The 19,648-nt window shown below is 64.8% G+C and carries 14 protein-coding genes; 11 read left to right on the top strand and 3 right to left on the bottom strand.

Annotated elements, in window-relative coordinates; translation table 11 throughout:
- The first annotated feature begins 26 nt into the window (after window positions 1–26).
- From EJC47_RS18270 to EJC47_RS18230, 9 genes are all read left to right on the top strand, one after another.
- A complete protein-coding gene (locus tag EJC47_RS18270; RefSeq protein ID WP_185867720.1) occupies window positions 27–563 on the top strand; it encodes an RNA polymerase sigma factor in 537 nt (178 codons plus the stop codon).
- Window positions 560–1,510: a FecR family protein gene (locus EJC47_RS18265; protein WP_126849208.1), complete on the top strand. Its 951-nt coding sequence runs from the start codon at window positions 560–562 to the stop codon at window positions 1,508–1,510. Before EJC47_RS18270 ends, EJC47_RS18265 begins: the two co-directional genes overlap by 4 nt.
- A gap of 90 nt (window positions 1,511–1,600) precedes the next feature.
- Window positions 1,601–4,588, top strand: coding sequence for a TonB-dependent receptor (locus tag EJC47_RS18260; RefSeq protein ID WP_126849207.1), 2,988 nt, complete (start codon window positions 1,601–1,603; stop codon window positions 4,586–4,588).
- A 172-nt stretch (window positions 4,589–4,760) separates the two neighbouring features.
- Window positions 4,761–6,800, top strand: coding sequence for an amidohydrolase family protein (locus EJC47_RS18255; RefSeq protein ID WP_126849206.1), 2,040 nt, complete (start codon window positions 4,761–4,763; stop codon window positions 6,798–6,800).
- 1 nt (window position 6,801) lies between these two features.
- On the top strand, window positions 6,802–7,968 hold the full coding sequence (locus tag EJC47_RS18250; RefSeq protein WP_126849205.1) for a serine hydrolase domain-containing protein: 1,167 nt from the start codon (window positions 6,802–6,804) through the stop codon (window positions 7,966–7,968).
- The gene (locus EJC47_RS18245) at window positions 7,965–8,849 is read left to right on the top strand and encodes a LysR family transcriptional regulator (protein ID WP_033964632.1); all 885 of its coding nucleotides are present in this window, start codon (window positions 7,965–7,967) and stop codon (window positions 8,847–8,849) included. Before EJC47_RS18250 ends, EJC47_RS18245 begins: the two co-directional genes overlap by 4 nt.
- Before the next feature lie 82 nt (window positions 8,850–8,931).
- Window positions 8,932–9,939 (top strand): N-acetyltransferase DgcN, encoded by a 1,008-nt coding sequence (dgcN, locus tag EJC47_RS18240; protein WP_126849204.1) that lies wholly within the window; start codon window positions 8,932–8,934, stop codon window positions 9,937–9,939.
- Window positions 9,923–10,912 (top strand): N-acetyl-D-Glu racemase DgcA, encoded by a 990-nt coding sequence (dgcA, locus tag EJC47_RS18235; protein WP_126849203.1) that lies wholly within the window; start codon window positions 9,923–9,925, stop codon window positions 10,910–10,912. The genes dgcN and dgcA overlap by 17 nt, the downstream gene beginning before the upstream one ends.
- The gene (locus EJC47_RS18230; RefSeq protein WP_126849202.1) at window positions 10,909–12,471 is read left to right on the top strand and encodes an N-acyl-D-amino-acid deacylase family protein; all 1,563 of its coding nucleotides are present in this window, start codon (window positions 10,909–10,911) and stop codon (window positions 12,469–12,471) included. Before dgcA ends, EJC47_RS18230 begins: the two co-directional genes overlap by 4 nt.
- 3 nt (window positions 12,472–12,474) lie before the next feature.
- Here the strand turns inward: EJC47_RS18230 and EJC47_RS18225 are convergent, their stop codons facing one another.
- On the bottom strand, window positions 12,475–14,412 hold the full coding sequence (locus EJC47_RS18225) for an amidohydrolase family protein (RefSeq protein WP_126849201.1): 1,938 nt from the start codon (window positions 14,410–14,412) through the stop codon (window positions 12,475–12,477).
- Window positions 14,409–16,385: a S9 family peptidase gene (locus EJC47_RS18220; protein ID WP_126849200.1), complete on the bottom strand. Its 1,977-nt coding sequence runs from the start codon at window positions 16,383–16,385 to the stop codon at window positions 14,409–14,411. Before EJC47_RS18220 ends, EJC47_RS18225 begins: the two co-directional genes overlap by 4 nt.
- 196 nt (window positions 16,386–16,581) lie before the next feature.
- On the opposite strand from EJC47_RS18220, the gene dacB reads away from it, so the two are divergent.
- Together dacB and EJC47_RS18210 are read left to right on the top strand one after the other, a co-directional pair.
- Window positions 16,582–18,036: a D-alanyl-D-alanine carboxypeptidase/D-alanyl-D-alanine endopeptidase gene (dacB, locus tag EJC47_RS18215; protein ID WP_126849199.1), complete on the top strand. Its 1,455-nt coding sequence runs from the start codon at window positions 16,582–16,584 to the stop codon at window positions 18,034–18,036.
- Between the two features lie 10 nt (window positions 18,037–18,046).
- Window positions 18,047–18,871 carry a phytanoyl-CoA dioxygenase family protein gene (locus EJC47_RS18210; protein WP_126849198.1) on the top strand — a complete coding sequence of 275 codons (825 nt, stop codon included), beginning with the start codon at window positions 18,047–18,049 and terminating at the stop codon, window positions 18,869–18,871.
- 101 nt (window positions 18,872–18,972) lie between these two features.
- On the opposite strand, the gene EJC47_RS18205 is transcribed toward EJC47_RS18210, so the two are convergent.
- A partial coding sequence (locus tag EJC47_RS18205; protein WP_221885187.1) for a hypothetical protein occupies window positions 18,973–19,648 on the bottom strand: 676 nt, incomplete at its 5' end.

The raw sequence follows: 19,648 nt of genomic DNA, 5'->3' as shown, positions 1-19,648 counted from the left end.
CGGCGTCTCTGCAGGGGCGCGGCACGGTGAATGAGATTTCCGCCATCCTGATTCGGCGACGCGCCGATCAGGAGGAAGCAGATTTGCGCCAGGCGCTCCGGCGCTTTGTCGGGGGCCGACTGAACCATCATGCCGATGGCGAGGACATCGTCCAGGAAACCTATGTACGGCTCTACGACTATCGCCGCACCCGTCCGGTGGCGGACGCCGCCGCATTTTGCTTCACGGTCGCGCGCAATCTGGTGCACGATCATTTTCGCCAGCGTAGCGCCTTGCCGCCGACCAGCGACCTCAGCGACGAGATCGTCTGCGCCAGACCGCGCGCCGAGGAGGTGCTGGACTATCGCCAGCGGGTGGAGATTTTGGTGCGTGCCTTGAAAGTGATGCCGCCGCTGCGCCGCGAGGTGTTTCTGCGCCGCCGACTCGACGGCACCGCGAGCGCGACCATCGCTGCGGATTTGCAGCTGAGCATTGCGGCGGTGGACAAGCATTGTACGCGCGCAGTGGCCGACTTGCGCTTGGCGCTCGAGCGCCGCGGCCTGCCGCCCGGTGCTGCGCGATGAGCCGTCGCGCATCGCTGCAGGAAGCTGCGGGCCTCGCCCTGTCGGGCGAGACTGGCCACGGGCCGCAGGCCGCGACCGCCGAATGCGTCCGGGCAACGCTTGACGACCCGGCGCTGGAGGAGGCGCTCGGGACAGCGGCGGCGTTCGGTCGCCTCTCCGACGCCGATATTCTGGCGATGCGGGAGACCCGGCGGCGCACCCTAACAACGGCGGGGGCGACCGCTGCGGTGCTGCTCGTGCTGGGTGGCGGCGCATGGCAGGCGATGCGCCTGGGCACCGCCCCTGCCCTTGCCACCCATTATGAGACCAAACGCGGCGAAGAGCGCGTGGTCGCGCTGGCGGACGGATCGCGGCTCGAACTGAATGGTGCGACCGCCCTCGACGTCACGATCGACGCGCGGCAACGCACCGTCGTGCTGCGCCGGGGCGAAGCGTTTTTTGATGTGGCGCATGAACCCGACCGGCCCTTTGTCGTCACCGCGCGCGGATCGAGCACGCGCGTGCTTGGCACCGCATTCGACATCGATCTGGCGCATCACGAAGTGAAGCTCGCGGTGTTTCGCGGACGCGTACGGTTCGGGGCAAGCGGTGCCGACACCGGCGTGCTGGTTCCCGCAGGCTGGCGCTCCCGCTTCGACGGCACTGCGGCAAGCGCGCCAAGCCGGTTCGATCCGACGCAGCAGGATTGGCGGCATAACTGGCTCGACACCGATGAAATGCGGCTGGGCGATCTGGTAGAGGCGCTCAACCGCCATGGCGGGCCGGTGATTGAGGCCCCGCCCCCACAGCTTGAAAAATTGGTGCTGTCCGGGCGTTTCAAGCTCGACAATCCCGAACAGTTACTGGGGGCAATCGGCGCTGCCTATGGCTTCACCGTGGTGCATCAGGGCGCACAATTGCGACTGAAGCCGGCCGCGTCGCGTGACACCAAAATGTCATCACAATGACGCTGCACTGCAACAAAATTCTTTTGTCCTGATCCGGCGGGGAACCCGTCTTCCGTTCGAGGCGCAGGGGCGTCCGAGCGGAGGAACATCATGCAACACTTTCGGGGTATTTCAGGCATGGCACTGGCGATCGCGATTGCGACACCTGCTATGGCACAGGCACGACCGGCGGAGACGACCGTCCTTCGCCAGGAGCAGCGCTTCGACATAGCGCCGTCCGATTTGCGCACCGCCATTTCCCGCTTTTCGCAAGCGACCGGCGTGCAAGTGGTGGTCGCACCCGACGCCGTCAGCGGCCGTCGTACGGCTGGCGTCCGCGGCACCTATAGCGCGCGCATCGCGCTCGATCATCTGCTGCGCGGCACCAACCTTGGCGTGACCTTCCAGGGCGGCGTCGCCATTCTGAAACCGATGTCGGCGGCCCCGGTCCATCCGGCATTGGTCAAGGTCGCCGCACAGGATGCTGCACTTCCGGGCGCAGCCCTGCCGGATCGCTCGGTCGGCGAGGGAACCGACATCATCGTGACCGGCTATCGGCACAGCCTTACCGAAGCGCAGAACCTCAAGCGCCGCGCGGTTGGCAATGAGGACGACATCGTCGCCACCGATATCGCCGCCTTTCCCGACCTGAACCTCGCAGAGTCGCTGCAGCGCATTCCCGGCATCACCATCACCCGCGACAGTGGCGAAGGCCGCCAGATCGCGCTGCGCGGGCTTGGGGCCGATTTCACACGCACGCAATTGAACGGCATGGAAGTGCTCGGCAACACCGCTTCGGGAATGGACAATCGCGGCGGCGTCACCCGCTCGCGCTCGTTCGATTACAGCCTGTTCGCATCGGAATTGTTCAACCGCGTGTCGGTCCAGAAATCCTATTCGGCAGAACAGGATGAAGGCGGCATTGCCGGGACGGTGCAACTGACCAGCGCCAAGCCCTTCGACACGGGCAATAAATTGGTCGTTTCCGCCAAGGGCCAGACCAATGACAACACCAGCGGCGTCACGCCGCGCGTGGTTGGCCTCGTCTCGCATCGCTGGGGCGATCTCGCCGCGCTTGTCTCGGTTGCCTACAGCCAGATCAAGAATAACGAGTTTGGCTATCGCAACTGGGGTTGGGGCCTCACCAAATATGGTGCCGCCAATATCGGCCCGAACATCGATGCGGCGACGCGCGCCAACCTTCTTTCGGGCGTCTACCAGCCGACCGCGCAGTCACCATCGTCCTGGTATACCGACCGCAAGCGGCTGGGCATCACCTCGTCGGTGCAATATCATCCGGGCGACGCGTTCAAACTCGACGTCGATTTTCTGTACGGTCGGCTGTGGGACCATCGCGACGATTATGCGCTGGCAACGGCTGGAAGCAACGCGCTGACCGGGACCTCGATCACCGGAGCCCAGGTGATCCAGAGCGCCGTGATCGACAGCACCAATACGCTGCGCGCGGCAAGCTTCACCGGCATCGATCTGCGCTCCGAGCATCATATCGTCCAGAACCGGACCGACTTTTACCAGGGCGTTGCCAATGCCAGCTGGAAGCTGACCGACCGGCTGACGCTGAGTGCGCTTGGCGGCTATGAGGAATCGGATTTCGGCCAGCCCGTGTTCGACAAGGTGTTCATGGAGCTCAAGAACACTCCGTTCAGCTATGACGATCGCCCGACCATCCCGGTCAACACCTACGGTAAGGATATCACTGATCCGAACAACTGGGCGGTGCAGCGGCTCGACGTTCAGGAAAACAAGATCACCAACCAATATGCCAATGGGAAGCTGCAAGCAGCCTACACGCTGAATGAAGCGCTCACCTTCAAGGCAGGCGGCGAGTATAAGCACTTCATCAACAGCGGCTATACGTGGGTGAACAAGGTGTTCCACAACGTGCCCGCCGACATCGCCATCCCCAACACTCTAAAACAGACCGTCACGCCCGATACCTTGATTCAATACATCGTCGGCAACGTCGATGGGGTTTACAGCTATATCGGGGACAATCGGAACCTGACCGCTGCCAATCTCCAGGCGGGCAGCGATTACCGCGTCGATGAAAAGACAGGCGCAGGCTTCGCCCAGTTCGATCTCGACACGATCGTGGCCGGGATGCGGCTGCGGGCCAATGCTGGCGTGCGGTATTACTCGACCGACCTTTTGTCGTCGGGGCATCTGGCGACTGGCGCGGGCTTCACGCCGGTTGCGATCCGCACCAACAGCCACGGCTTCCTGCCTGCGGCCAATCTGGCGCTCGACGTTGCCAAAGCGGTGGTCGTTCGGCTTAGCGCCAGCCGCAACGTCAATCGCCCCGCCCTGGGCGATCTGGCGGCGGCCGGGTCGATCACCACGCGCCCCAATGGCGGCAGCCTGAGCCTCGGCAATCCGTTTCTGAAACCGTTCAAGGCAACCTCGGTCGAGGGGTCAGTCGAATATTATATGGGTCGCAGCGGCTTTGCCTCGGTCGGCTTCTTCTACAAGAGCATGGACAGCTTCATCAGTTCGTCCACCAAGCAAATCCCCTATGGCCAGACCGGCTTGCCGCTTTCCCTGCTGGTGCAAGGCGAGGACGCGAACACCTTGTTCGACGTCAGCCAGCCGGTCAACGGCGCTGGTGCCGACATCAAGGGTATCGAGGTAGCAGTCCAGCACGACTTCACCTTTCTGCCCGGCGCGCTCAAAAATCTTGGCGCTGTGGTCAACGGAACGTGGTTCGACGGGCATCAGACCGCCTATTACAACAACGTGCCGAAGGTCATACCGCTCTATAATCTCTCGAAATGGGCGGCAAACGCCACCTTATATTACGAGAACAAGCTGTGGGGCGTGCGCGTTTCCGATGCCTATCGCAGCAGCTATTTGACCGGTGCCGGCAACGCCATCGACAATAGCGGCGATGGCATTCGCGGGACCAACAATGTCGATTTCCAGGCCCATATCAACCTGCGCCCAGGCGTCCGGTTGATCGCCGAGGGCATCAACATCACCAACGAACCGATCGTGCAGTCGCTGGATGCAGTCGCCCAGCGTACCGAGGTCTATACGACCAGCGGCCGCACCTTCACCTTCGGCATCAGCGCCGAATTCTAAGCCCGGCTTCAGCCGCCACAGCCCGTCCTTGCGATCGCGGGGACGGGCTGTGGATCTGGCCGGTGGCCGCCTCCAAGGCCGCGATGACGACCGCCGCCCACTTTGTGCATGGGCGAGCATTGCGCTGACTGCGTCGAGTTGGCACTCTCCCCGCTTCTTGGGGGGAACCTGTATGCGCCGACTGATCCTTGCGACATTGCTCGCGGCGACCGCTTCGATCGCCGGAGCGGCACCGACGCCAAAGGAACAATTGCTGGTTCCGCCCCCCGGCGCGCGGCACTTTACTATCAGCTCGATCGCCGGAAAGCATGGCGACATCTGGTCGTGGACGATGCCCGACGGGCGCATCGCCTATCGCATGTCGATGTCGCTGCGCGGTTGGGTCACCGAGACCGACGAATTGGTCACGCTGGATCCCACCAGACGCCCCACCACGATCGCCATTCGCGGCTTTACCGATTCCGGGGATGCCACGGAAACCTTCACGGTTGCTCCGAACGGGGTGGCGGACTGGAAGACGGTGATCGATTCCGGCTCCGCGCCGTTCGCCAACAAGCATTATAATACTTATGGCGGCCCGCCGCTCGCCGGGGAGTTCGATATCGATTCGCTTGTCGCGGCGGGTGCCAAGGGCATCGACTTGCTCCCGACGGGCCATGCCAGGATCGCGATCGGGCAGACGACACAGGTCGAGGGGCCGCAAGGGCCCAAGACGATCAAGCTCGCCTTTCTGACGGGATATGGCTTCGCGCCCTCCCCCGTGTGGCTCGACAGCGACAATCGCCTGTTCGGCAATGCCGGCGTCATTTCGATGTTGCCGGAAGGCTATGAGAAGAACGGCCCCAAGCTGAAGGACCTTCAAGACAAGGCGACCGCCGCGATGGTGCGCGAGGTCGCACATCGCTTTCTGAGCAAGGCCAATCGCACCGCAACGCTGATCGACCATGTGCTGATGTTCGATTCGGTCGCCGGGCGCTACATTGCGGATCGCGCGGTGCTGATCGCGGATGGCAAGGTCGCGGCGATCGGCGCTGCGGGATCGATCGCCGCTCCCACTGGCGCAACCGTAATCGACGGACGCGGCAAGACGCTGACCCCGGGCCTGTGGGATTCGCATCAGCACGTCGGCGATGACTGGAACCTGCTGCAGAACGTCGCCACCGGCATGACCAATTACCGCAGCCCCGGATCGATGATCGACGAGGCGCTCAGCATCTACAAACGGCGGGCAGCTGGCGATTTGCTGGCCCCGGACGGCAAGGTCTCGGTCATCATCGATCGCAAGGATCCCCTCGCCGCGCAGGGTGCGCTGACGGTGTCGTCAGCGGCAGAGGCGGTCGCTGCCGTCGACAAGATCAAGGCCGCAGGGCTCTGGGGTGCCAAATTCTACACCTCGATGAATCCTGCCTGGATCGCGCCCGCAGCGGCCGAAGCGCATCGCCTGGGGTTGCACGTCCACGGTCACGTACCTGCCGGTATGCGCCCGCTCGACGCGGTGCGCGCGGGATATGATGAAGTGACCCACATCAACTTCATCCTGATGCAGGCGATGCCGCAAGACGTGGTCGACAAGGCCAATACCGCCGCACGCCTTGAGGGTCCGGCCAAATACGGAAAGGACGTCGATCTCGATTCCCCGGCGATGACGGCGTTTTATGCTGAACTTGCGAAACGCCATACGATCATCGATCCGACGCTGACGGTATGGGAACCGTTGATGACGTCGGATGGCAGCGCGATCTCGCCCGAATATGCGCCCTTCGCCGACGTTGCGCCGCCGAGCGTCGTCCGCGGCTGGAAAATCGGCGGATATCCCTTGTTCGGTGGCCTGACGCGCGACGACTTTCGCAAGAGCTTCACCAAGATGGTCGATCTGGTCGGCAAACTCCACCAGGCGGGCGTGCCGATCGTCGCCGGGACCGATGGCTATGGGCTGGAGCTGGTGCGCGAACTGGAACTGTATCAGCAAGCGGGCCTGAGCAATGCCGAAGCGCTGCAGACCGCAACCATCATTCCCGCACGGATGACCGGCATGGACGACCGGACGGGATCGATCGCGGTGGGCAAGACCGCCGATATCGTGCTGGTCGATGGCGATGTGTCGGCGGCGCTCGGCAACCTGCGCCATGTCCACACCGTCTTTCTGGACGGGTATCGGCTCGACGGCGCGGCACTGCGCCAGGCGAGTGGCCTGAACGGGATGCCCAAATGATATGATCTCTGCGTTGATTTTGCTCGCCGCGAGCCTCCATCAGCCGGTCGCGGCGGCGCGGGTAACCTTTGATCGACGCGGGGAGCGGACGGTACAAGTTTCGGGTCTGGCCGATGTCGCTGGAGCCAGAACACTGCGCGCGGACGACCCGGTTCGGATTGCGTCGATCTCCAAACTGGTCACAGCGATTGCCGTCCTGCGCCTGGTCGAGCAGCACCGACTCAATCTCGATGCCGATGTGTCGGAACTGCTCGGCTATCCGCTGCACAACCCGGCCTTTGCCGACCGACCGATCACCCTGCGCCTGTTGCTGTCCCACCGCTCGAGCCTGACCGACGGCGTCGACTATGTCCTGCCGCTCGACGCCGATCTCGGCAGCGTGTTGGCCGACCCGAAAGTGTGGGATACCGCGCACGCGCCCGGTGCTTATTTTCGCTATACCAATTTGAATTTTCCAGTGATCGCGGCGGTGATGGAACGGGCCACTGGCGAACGCTTCGACCGGTTGATGCAGCGGCTCGTGTTCGCACCGATGAAACTGGATGCCTGCTACAATCTCGTCACCTGTTCGGACCGCACGGTGGCGCGCGTCGTCGTTCAATATCGTTCGGGGTCGGTAACGCGCGACGACAATCACGGTGCGCGCCCGCCCTGCCCGGTCACGCCAGCCCGCGACGGCAGTTGTGATCTATCCCTTTGGCGCGCGGGCCGAAACGGCGCGACCTTTGCGCCGCAAAGCGGGCTTTATATCTCCGCGCGCGGTCTTGCCCGGATCGGACGGATGCTGCTCGACCAAGGGCGGATCGACGGAGTGCGCATCCTCACCCAGCGCTCGGTCCATTTGCTGGAGACCCCGCAATGGACATGGAACGGCGATAGCGGTGCGGGAAGCAATGGCGACACCTGGCACGGGCAAATGTGCCGTTATGGCCTGGCGGTCGCGTTTCTCGCGACGCCGGTCGCAGGCTGCCGCGACGATCCCTTTGGCGATGGACGGGCGCGTTGGGGGCATTTGGGGGATGCCTATGGGCTGAAATCGGGGCTGTGGATCGATCCACAGCACGGCAACGGTGTCGCCTATTTCGCGACCGACGTACCCGTCGATCCCGGCGCGCGCTCCGCCTATAGCCGAAGCGAAGAAGCGCTCGCACAGGGTGTTGCGTCATGAACCTGCGTCACATCGAAATCTTTCACGCCGTCTATATCAATGGCTCGGTCAGTGCTGCGGCGCGGGCGCTCAACATCTCGCAGCCGTCGGTTTCCAAGACGCTGCGTCATGCCGAGTCGCTGCTCGGTTTTCCGCTGTTCGAGCGCGGCACTGGGCGTCTCGTGCCGACCGAAGACGCACACACCCTGTTCGCCGAGGTCAGCGAAATTCAGGACCGCGTTTATGCGCTGCGCGAGGCCAGCCGCAATCTAAAGCGCGGCACCGGCGGAGTTTTGCGGGTGTCGGCACTGCCGTCGCTCGCGCTCGACGCGCTGCCCGTTGCGGTGGCGAGTTTTCTGCGCAGCCATCCGACGGTCCAATTCGACCTGCAGACGGTCCATCACGACGATTTGCTGCGCAAACTCTACGAACGCGAAACCGACATCGCGATCGCCTATGCGGTGCCGCCAGCCGCACCGATCGGGCATCGCTGGCTCGGCGAGGGCGAACTCGTCGTGCTGTATCGCGAACAGGACATGCCCGACGCGCCACCACGGCTCGAACTCGAGTGCCTGCGCGACAAACGCTTCATCAGCCTGGCCGCGAGCGGTCCGATCGGGCAGTTGTTCACCCAGGAATTGCAGCGGCTCGACCTCGAGCTTGACGAAGTGGTGTCGGCGCGGACCTTCTATATCGCCACCGCGCTGGTGCGGCAGGGCGTGGGGATGACGGTGGTCGATAGCTTCACCGCGCAGGCTTCGCTCAGCCCCGGTCTATCGGTGCGGCCGCTGAAGCCGCAACTGGCGTTCGATGTCCATGCGATGTTCCTGCTCAACCGCCCGCCGACCGCGCTCGCCACCGATTTTCTCAAGACGCTGGCGCGGGTTATCGACGCCGCCTGAAGCGGACGACATAACGACAGGCTATGCCGGGTGATCCACTCGCTATGCTGTGGCGGTAGCCGCTGCCGATACGGTGGCCCGCATGATACCCGGACCTTATCTGCTCTATCTCGGCCATAGCGCCGACCCGATCGGCATCAAGACGTCGCGCGGCCTCGCCACTTTCCGCCCGGACGACTGCGTCGGAGAGTTTCGGTATGACGATTGCCCGCTGACGCTCGGGATCAAGCGCCTGACGATTGCCGAAGGCGCAAGCGCTGGCGCACGCACGCTGGTGCTTGGCATCGCCAATTCGGGCGGGACGATGGGAGCGGATCTGATCGCGGATGCGGTTGCCGCGCTGGAAGCCGGGATGAACGTCGCCGCCGGACTGCACCAGCGCTTGCGCGACGTGCCACGGCTTGCCGCGCTCGCTCGCGAGCGCGGCCTCACTCTGTTCGACGTGCGCGATCCGCCTGCGGATCTGGTGGTTGGGACAGGGTATCCACGCGCCGGTCGCCGGTTGCTGACGGTCGGCACCGATTGTTCGGTCGGCAAGATGTACGCGACGCTCGCTTTGACCACAGCGCTGCGCGCGCGCGGCATCGCCGCCGATTTCCGGGCGACGGGCCAGACCGGGATCCTGATCGCAGGCGGCGGCATACCGGTCGATGCCGTGGTCGCCGATTTCATCTCGGGGGCGATCGAACAGCTCTCACCCGCGCGCGACGATGACGGTTGGGATGTGATCGAAGGGCAAGGGTCGCTCTTCCATCCCTCCTTCGGGGGTGTCTCGACCGGCCTGCTGCACGGCGCGCAGGCCGAGGCGATCGTGCTCTGCCACGAACCGGGGCGTGCGCACATGCGCGGTCTGCCCGGACGCGCCCTGCCCGAGCTGACGGAATGCCTGGCGATGAATCTGCAGGTTGCGCGCCTGACCAGCCCGGGCGTGCGGGCGATCGGCGTGTGTCTCAACACCTCTGCGCTGGATGCAGCGGCGGCGCGGGCGCTGTGCGAACGGACCGAGGATATGCTCGGCCTGCCCTGTACCGACCCGATCGCCTTCGGCGTCGAGTCCATCATCGATGCGCTCTATGCCCCGCACGCTTGAGGCGCGGCACGACCGCTTTGCGTTGCACACGCCGTTTCGCATCGCGCGCGGGGTGAAAACCGCGGCGGACGTGATCACCGTATCGATCATGCAGGACGGACATGTCGGTCACGGCGAGGGCGTCCCCTACCCGCGCTATGGCGAGAGCGTCGCGAGTGCGCTCGACGAGATCGCGCACGTACGCGATGCGATCGAGGGCGGCGCGGATCGCGAGGATCTGCTCGGCCTGCTGCAGCCGGGCGCGGGGCGCAATGCGATCGACTGCGCCTTATGGGATTTGGAAGCAAAGCGCTCGGGCCGCGCGGTCGCGACGATGATCGATGGCCCCGACCTCACATCAATGCCAAACGCGTTGACGGTCGTCATCGACACCCCTGCGGCGATGGCACGGGCGGCAGCGCTGATCGCCGCCGCGCCGCTGATCAAGGTCAAAGTGAACCACGAAAATCCCGCTGAGCAACTTCGCGCGGTTCGCTCCGTGGCCCACAATGCCACGCTGATCGTAGACCCCAATGAGAGCTGGGACCGCGCCCTGCTCGAAGCGATGCAGCCGCTGCTGGTCGAACTCCGCGTCGCGCTGCTCGAGCAACCGGTGCCCGCCAGCGCGGATGCGTGGCTCGCCGATTTTTCCCCGGCAGTGCCGATTTGCGCCGATGAATCGGTTCACACCGCCGACGATCTCGATCGGGTTGCCGCGCGCTATCAGTGCGTCAACGTGAAGCTCGACAAGGCGGGCGGGCTGACCGCCGCGCTTGCGCTCGCGCACGGTGCTCGCGCGCGCGGCCTGGGGTTGATGACGGGCTGCATGGTCAGTTCCTCACTCTCGATCGCACCCGCCTTGCACGTCGCAATGCTGTCCGATTTTGTCGATCTTGACGGGCCCTTGTGGCTGGCAGAGGATCGTGAGGGCGGGGTGACGGATATCGGGGGCATATTGTCGCCACCGCCCCCCGGCTTTTGGGGTACGCCATGAACATCGGCCGGATCGGGTTATTGGTCGGCGTGGCGCTCGCCGCGGTCGGCGCTTCGGCTCCGCCTTCCGCCGACCTGATCGTGCGCGGCGGCACCATCTACACCGGGTCCGACGCGCCGTTCGTCGGCGATGTCGCGATCGAGGGCGATCACATCGTCGAGGTCGCCCCGCACGTGGTGCGCGCCGCCACGCGCGTGATCGACGCGCATGGCATGATCGTCGCGCCCGGTTTTATCGACCCGCATACGCATATGGGGGACGATCTGGCGTCGGACGATCCCGCCAAGCGGCTGATCCCAATGTTCCTGATGCAGGGCGTGACGACCGCGTTCATCGGCAATGACGGCGGCGGCGAGATCGATGTCGGCCGCGTGTTGGCCAGCGCGCAGACGCGCCCGGTCGGGATCAATTATGCCACATACACCGGCTTCGGCACGATTCGGCAGCGCGTGATCGGCGAGGCCAAGCGCGCGCCATCTCCGCAGGAACTGGGCCAGATGCAGGCGCTGGTCGCAAGCGCGATGTGCCAGGGCGCGATCGGGCTTTCGACCGGGCTGTTCTATGCCCCGCAAAGCTTTTCCAAGACCGATGAGGTCGTCGCGCTCGCCGCTGAAGCGGGCAAGCGGGGCGGCTTTTACGACAGCCATATCCGGGATGAGTCGAGCTACACCGTCGGACTGTTGGCGGCGATCGACGAAGAGATTGAGATAGCGCGCGCCGCGCATATTCCGGCGCATGTCTCGCACATCAAGGCGCTCGGCGTGGATGTGCAGGGCCAGGCCCCGGCGGTGATCGCGCGGATCGCGGCGGCGCGCGCGGCGGGGCTGAACATCACCGCGAGCCAATATCCGTGGTCGGCCAGCGGCTCGAGCATGGTCGCCTCGCTGGTTCCGTTATGGGCGCAGGATGGTGGCCGCAAAGCGATGCTGGCACGCTTCGACGACCCCGCGCAGGCCACGCGATTGCGCACCGACATGGCCGAAAACATGCGCAAACGCGGCGGGCCGACCAAGCTGTTGATCACGGAAGGTGCCGAACGCAATCGGACCCTTGCGGAGGTCGCGGTGGCGACCAAGACCGACCCCATCACCGCCGCGATCGCGGTGATCCGCGTCGGCGATCCCGGCGTCATTTCCTTCAACCAAAGCGAGGCCGACATCGCCGCCTTCATGCGCCAGCCTTGGGTGATGACCGATTCCGACGCATCGCCCGGCCACCCGCGCGTTTATGGCAGCTTCGCGCGCAAATACGCCAAATACGTCGTCGCCGATCACGTGCTGACATTGCGCGAAATGATCGAGCGCAGTTCGTCGCTGACCGCCGATACCTTCGGCCTTACCGGACGCGGGCACCTGAAAGCCGGTGCGTTCGCCGACGTGGTGGTGTTCGATCCGCGCCGCTATGCGCCGCGCGCAACCTATCAACAGCCAACCGAACTGGCGGTCGGGGTGCAGACGGTGCTGGTCAACGGCGTCCTCGCGATGGACGGCGGCAAGCTGACGGGCCGTGCGGCAGGACGCGCCCTGCCGCATCGCCCGCCCGCCGGAACCTGTCCTTAAGCGTCAGTTGGTTTCGCTATAATGTTGCGGATTGCGGGTTCCGGGTGCTGGCAGCGGCGCGGCGCGGTCGTCGCTCGCGCGTTCCCGATAGAAGCGGATATTGTCGAGTTGCAGCCACGCTTTGCCGCCGGGCTTGCCCTCAAGCCGCACGATCAGCGCGCGCAATTTCGCCAGATCGAGCTGAGCCTTCGCGTCACGGCTGGCAAAGGCGCTGAACGGGATGTGGAAGGTGCGGCGGACCTCCCCTGCTTCGAAGCCGGTGCGGAACCAGTCATCATCGTTGATCGCATAGCTGTCGAACAACAAATCGTAGCGCCCGCTACCGCGCGCATCGAACGCGACGCCCGTGAAACCCCGCGCATCGGCGAGCTGCACCGCACCCTGCGTGAGCGGCAGCACCAGTTGCGCGAACGGACGCGGCTTGGCCCCCATGTGCGCGATCAGAAAGACGGGCCGATCGGCAGACTTCGGATCGTCGCTCCCCGGCCGGACGAAGTCGAGATGACTATGGTCGACGCCGGAATCGGTGCTCTCAACCGGCAGGGTATCGAGGTCGGTGCGGCCGTCACCCCGCCCGCCCGTGTCAATTGGCCCCGGCATGTTGTGCACCGGCAGCGGAGTCGGTGCCGCCCCGTTTACCAGCGCGCGCAGCGGCGCGAGCGCGACCTCGCGTCCCGACACGAACACCCGCGCGACCTTCCACAAATCGGTGATGCGCTCGTCGGGCCGCCCCGCGATCAGCACCAGATCGGCGCGCTGGCCCGGCGCAATCCGTCCGTTGTCCGCCGACTGCCCCAGGATATCCGCGCTGGTCGCGGTCGCAGCGACCAACGCCTCGGCGGGGGTGAAGCCCAGCTTGGTCAGCCACCAGATCTCGCGGAGCGTGCCGGGCCCGTGATACACACCCTCGATCCCGGCATCGGTGCCGACGCCGATACGCACCCCTGCCGCTTTCAGCCGCCGGACATTGTCCTGCATGATCGCCCAGCGCTTCGCATCATAAGCCGCGACCGGCTTGGACGATTGCGCGGCATGGCTTGCTTCGAACGCCGCCTCAGGCGGCGTCAGCGCGCGTTGCTCGTCGGGTTCGAAACGGCGGGTCTGCTGCGGCTCATATACCACCAATGTCGGGATATAGGCGGTGTGATGCGCCTTCATCAGCCCGATCAGATCGTCATCGATCGGCGCATCCCCCGCCCCGTGCCCCACGGCATCGACTCCGGCCATCGCGGCGACGCGGTCGCCCTGCACGGTTACCGTATGCGTGATGACCGGCAGACCGGCCTTGTGCGCATCCGCCACGACTGCAGCCAGCGTCGGCACGTTCATACTGTTGAGATCGCTGTCGCGCCCATAGCGCCAGCCATCGGCAAAGACCTTGATGAGATTGGGCTGGTACGGCAGCGCGGTCGCCATCGCGACATGCGCGGCGGCGGGAGTTGCGGCCTGCAGCGTGAAGAAGGCACCCCAGCCATATTCGGTGCCATGCCCGCCCGGCACGCCGACGCGCACCGCCAGTTCGAGGTGCGGAGCCGCGACCGCACCGGACGCGACCATTTGGCGGATCGGCGCAATCATTTCGCCCGACACCGAATAGTCGTTCACCGAGGTCACACCCGCGAGCAAATAACCGGCATAGGCTTTGCCCAGATCATCGGGCGCATCGTAACCGGGCGAGCGCAAATGCGTGTGAAGGTCGTGCAATCCGGGGATCAGCGTAAGGCCCCGCGCATCCACGCTGCGCGCGCTGCGGGGTTTGCGCAGATGCGGGCCGACCGCGACGATGCGATCCCCGCGCACCAGCACGTCGCCGACGATAGCGGGCGCGCCGCTGCCATCGAACACCCGTGCGCCACGGATCAGCACCGCATCGTCGGGGCCCGCCGCAGCGCACGCCGTTGCGATCGACGACAAGACAAGAAACGCCGCACCCCACTTCATTGCGTCACCTTGTGCATGAGCGTGCGATCCAGAAAATCATCGGTTGCCCGATAGCTCGCCAGCCAGTCGGCGTAGCGGAAAAAATCATGCCGCTCATCGGGAAAGACGAGCTGTTCGAACGGCACCTGCCGCGCGGTGAGTTCGCGCGCGAGCAACAGGGACTGGTAGAAGTCCACGCTCTTGTCGTCGTCGCCGTGGATGAGGAGTACCGGTGAGCGCCACGACGCGATCGCGCCGAGCGGCGAGGATTGCCATTGCAACTGATGCGCCGCGGCCTCGGCATCGGGCGACAGCGTCTTCTCGACTGGGCGAACCATTGCGTGGACGCCGTGGAAATCCACCCCGGCGGCGAACAGATCGCTGTTGCGGGCCAGCGCCAGTGCGGTCAGATACCCGCCCCAGCTCCCGCCCCAAATCCCGATCCGCGCCGGATCGACATCGCTGCGCGCCGCCAGCCATTTGCCCGCTGCCTGCACATCGCGATATTCGGAGGCACCGCCGCGCGCCTGGCCTGGTGCTTCGCGGAAATCGTGACCGTACCCGGTGCCGCTGCGATAATTGACCGACAGCACATCATAGCCCTTGGCCGCGAAATGCTGGTTCAGGATGTAGGCGTTCGAATAATAATAAGAACTGTTGAAGCCAGGCAGCATCTGCCGACGCGGGCCGCCATGGACATAGACCAATGCGGGATGCCTGCCGGGGCCGCGCGCGTGGAACAACTGCGCGTGGACCAGCACGCCATCCTCCGCCGTGAAGGTTACCGTTTCGGGTACTGTAAACCCGGCAACCGAGGGCGCATCATGCAGCGGTGCGACCGCGTCGCCGACCAGAGCAGGATGCGCAAGTTGCGTGGCGCTGGTCGCCAGGACAGCCAGGGTCGTTCCGGCGAAGGTAGGGATCGTTTCACTGCCCGCGCCTTTCGTCAGCCGCGTCGCTGCGCCTCCGGCAAGGGGCACCGTCCAGATGTGACGTCGTTCGAGATCCCCGGCATTGGCGGCATAGACCAGCGCCTTGCCATCGGACGACAACAGGAAACTCTCTAGCTCAAATGCGCCGGGCGTGAGATCGCGCGCGGTGCCGCGCACCGGATCCAGCGCGTAAGCATGCAGCCAACCGCTGCGCTCCCACGGGAAGACGATTGTGCCGTGCGTCGTCCAGAACAGATTGCGCGCACGCGTTCCGGCATAGGCTCCGCCAGCACCTGTCGGTGCCGCCCATAGCGTTCGCGCGCTGCCGGTCGCAAGCTCGACGCTGCGGATCGACCAATAGCGGCCGCTATTGTCTGTGGCGGTGGCGGGAGGATCGACGAAGCGGATATAGGCGATGCTCTTGCCATCGGGCGCAAAACACGGGTCGACCCCAAAGCCGAGGCCAGGATCGAGATAGCGCAACCGCGCCTCTCCACGGGCCGCGACATCGAGCAAGGCGATGAAGCTATGGTCGCCGCGTTCATCGACAAACAGGAGCTGGCTACCCTCTGGTGACCATTCCAACCGCGAAACCTCGCCAACAACCGACGCCACACGCCGCGCCCCCGCCGTCCGGCTCCACAGCCAGATTTCGCCCTTGCGCGTATAAGCCAGCCGCTCGCCATCCGGCGCGAAGACGGGGGCGTGGCCCTCGCCCACCAGTTCCGCCACGCCGCCTGTGGCGGATGTTATGAAAAGCTGTTGCTTGGGCGGGGTCGCGCTGGCGGCGGTATTGGGGATGCTGCCATCGGGAAATTCGGGGTCGCCACCGCGCACAAAGGCGACCCTTGCGCCATCCCGCGTCAGCGCGAGATCGGACAGTTGCTGCCCGTCATCGTCGGTGAACGCCGTGATCGCGCGCGCAGGCCTACCCCCCGCCGACACCCAAATATTGCGCACGCCGCCCGCATTTTCGACCCAGGCGAAACGCGGCGTGTCCGCCGCACCGACCAGCCCGCTCGCAATCGGCAAAGCCAAGGTCGCGGCCAGATTATCGGCCATTGCCGGTTGAGCCAATAGCAGGGCGCAAAGCCCCACCCCCAATGCGATGCGCCGTGTCATAGCGACATTGTGAAGCCGCATGGCGGTGCCGACAACCGGCGATCGCCACGATCATGCGCAACGGTTATACCGGGGGCAACGCTCTGTATGTGCCGCACTGCATTGTTTGTCGCGCAATTGGTCCTAGGCTGCGGGAATGCACCGCGCCCTCGTCCCGCCCTTTACCCTGCTGCTTGTCGCCGCCCTGCCGACAGCGCTCCATGCCCAATCCGCATTGCAGAGCCGGGTCGAGGATGCGTTGCGCAACGCCAGCCCCGGCACGCGCTTTGGCTTGGTCGTGGTGGACGAGACCGGCACCGAAATCATCGCGATCAACCCCGATCAGCGCTTCATCCCCGCGTCCAACACCAAGATGTTCACCACCGCCGCCGCCTTCTGGTCGCTAGGCGAGCTTGACCGGCCCGACGAAACGGGCGGCGCGGCGGTGCGGATCGACCAGACCGGCAACCAGCGCGACGTGATCCTGGAAGGCCATGGCGATGCGCGCCTGTCGAGCGCGCCCGCCTGCACGGTCGATTGTCTTGCGACGCTCGCCGATGCGGTTGCCGCAAAGGCGCGCGTGGTGCACGACGTCGTCGGCGATGACAGCCTGTATCCCGACCAGCGCTGGAGCCCGGGGATGAGCTGGAACAACATCCCGACCAAATCGGGCACGGCAAGTTCCGCCCTGACGCTCGACGACAACGAACTGCCCGTGACCGTGACCCCGACCACGCCGGGTCGCCCGCCGACCGTGACGCTGCCGCCCTATTACGCCGTCGAAAATGGCGCGCTGACGGCGGCGACGGGGGCAACCGCGATCACCTTCGACCGCGCGCCCAACGCCACGGTTGTGCGGCTCGGCGGGACGATCGGGGTTAGTAGCAAGCCCGAGCAATTGCGCCTCGGCATCGACGATCCGGCGCATCATGCTGCATGGATGCTGCGCAATATGCTGGTCGCGCGCGGCGTCCGCGTTACGGGCAACGTCAGCGTGCGCCATCGCCCGGTCGGGCCGGGCGACGACCCCGCAATGCGCGGTAGCGCGCCCGCAGCACGGGCTCCTGCGGCGACACCGCTCGCGCGACTGACACCCCCGCCGTTGATTGAGGATCTGACGCTCATCAACAAGGTCAGCCAGAACCTCCATGCCGAACTGATGCTGCGCCGGATCGCCATAAAAAACGGCAGCGGATCGATCGCCGATGGCCAGGTCGCCGTGCGCGCGATGCTCGCCGAGGCGGGTGTGCCGCGCGTGGCGTTCGACTTTTCGGACGGCTCGGGCATGTCGAGCTATAACCGGGTGACCCCGCGCGGCGTAATCACCTTCCTACGCTGGGTGAGCGCGCAACCGTGGGGCACCGCTTGGCGTGCAACGCTGCCGGTTGGCGGCGAAGGCATGCTGGCGCGCCGCTTTGCCGGCAGCGCGCTTGACCACAAAGTGTTCGCCAAGACGGGCACGCTCAACGCCACCAACGCGCTGTCCGGCTATATGGTCGCCAAGAGCGGGCGCACGCTGACGATGGCGCTTTATGCCAATGACGTTCCCGATGGTGCGAGCGCGATCAAGGCGATGGATGCAGCGTTGCTCCTGATCGCATCGCAAAACTGAGAGACGGGTAATGACCGATTATGTCGCCGACTTTCGTGCCCATGGCTACGCCATCGTGCGCGGATTCTTTTCCCCCGCCGAGGTCGCCGCGATCGGCGCGGCCATGGATCAGGTGTATGCCGAAGGCGTGGCGCATGGCCGGAGCTTCCGCCACGGCAATTTGTTCTACACCGTCCGCCCCGGCCCCGACGGCGCGCCGCATGTGCCGATGGTGCAATGGCCGTCCTACCATGTCGCGCTACTGAACCAGACGCGGCTCGATCCGCGCTGGGCCACGCTGCTGGAGCCGCTGATCGGGCGCGACATCAAACAGATCATCAACCAGCTGCATTGGAAACTGCCCGATCGCAGCGGCGATTTTGCCTGGCATCAGGACGCGAAATCGCGCCGCCCGGCCGAAGCGTATCGCAATCTCGGCAGCTCTTACGTCCAAACCGGCCTCGCGATCGATCCGCACAATCCGGGCAGCGGCGGCATGCGCTTCATCCCCGGCAGCCACACGCGCGGAGCGCTGCCGCTCGACCCCGCCGCGTCGCTCGGCCGCTCGCCCGAAGACAGCGCGCTCGACGCGGCGGGCCTGTCGCCCGAAGACCAAGTCGACCTGATCCTCGAACCCGGCGACATCGCTTTGTGGAGCCCGTATCTGGTCCATGCCTCGGGCACCAACACCGCCACCCACCTGCGCCGCTTCTACATCAACGGCTATGTCCGCGCCGAGGATTGCGACCGCGGCGAATGGTCCTTCCGCGACGGCCAACCGGTCGCTTTAGGCGCGGAACAGGCGCTGGTGCATTACGAGCAATTGCGCGAACGGCCCGAGCCGCATTTCGTTTAGGGGGTATGGCGGGGTTCCTCGGATGGGTGGATCTGCAACCGTCGGCCTTTGGCAAGCATTCAAGGATAGCTGCCGTCTCAGGACCTAATCGACTCCCTAGGTCACCGAGTGAATGTCTGTGATTTCCCCGATGGACCGGGGCAACGCACTATCGCGCCCGGACGGAATGCCCAACTCGACGAATGCATGATGCGGATCGCAGTATCGTTCTGCTCGGTGTATGCACGCAAGCAATAGCCGCTTGACCGGGTATCATCAGTGTCACCGAAAACGACTTTATATTCACGAGGGTCGATACAGAAATCGCCGAAATAGTCACGAAGCTGGATATGGCTGCACGCGCCCTTGCCATGAGTTCTGTAAGCGCGGCGAATTGCGAACTCTTCAACCCCGTGTCGGAGGTTCGGTCCGGAGAAGTCAATAAACTGGAATGCCTCGCCTACCAAAGTCATTCCCATGAGTGTTCCCATGATCAGGCCAACGAAGAAAAAGGCAATCGCGGTGACGGTGGTCGAGTAGCGCGATGCGGGTTTGACAATGGCAATAAGCACCGAAAACCCCGCTCCGGTTGCCACTCCCAAACAAAGAGCGCTCGTCATTACAATGTCGCTACGATCAGGGGTTAACTCGGTCGTATTTCCAAAAATCCATAGCAGGGGAATGACTGCGATCAGGACGAAAACGAGCACGATGATAAGATTGCGCTGTAAGAAGTTGCCTCGATCGGGTTGGGCTTCACTCGGCACTTCAACGTTCCCCCTCCGCGATAGTTCATCG

Source organism: Sphingomonas sp. TF3 (assembly GCF_003985085.1).
Lineage (GTDB): Bacteria > Pseudomonadota > Alphaproteobacteria > Sphingomonadales > Sphingomonadaceae > Sphingomonas.
The sequence above is the reverse complement of the archived record's forward strand: the minus strand, read 5'-3'. Positions and strand labels throughout refer to the sequence as shown.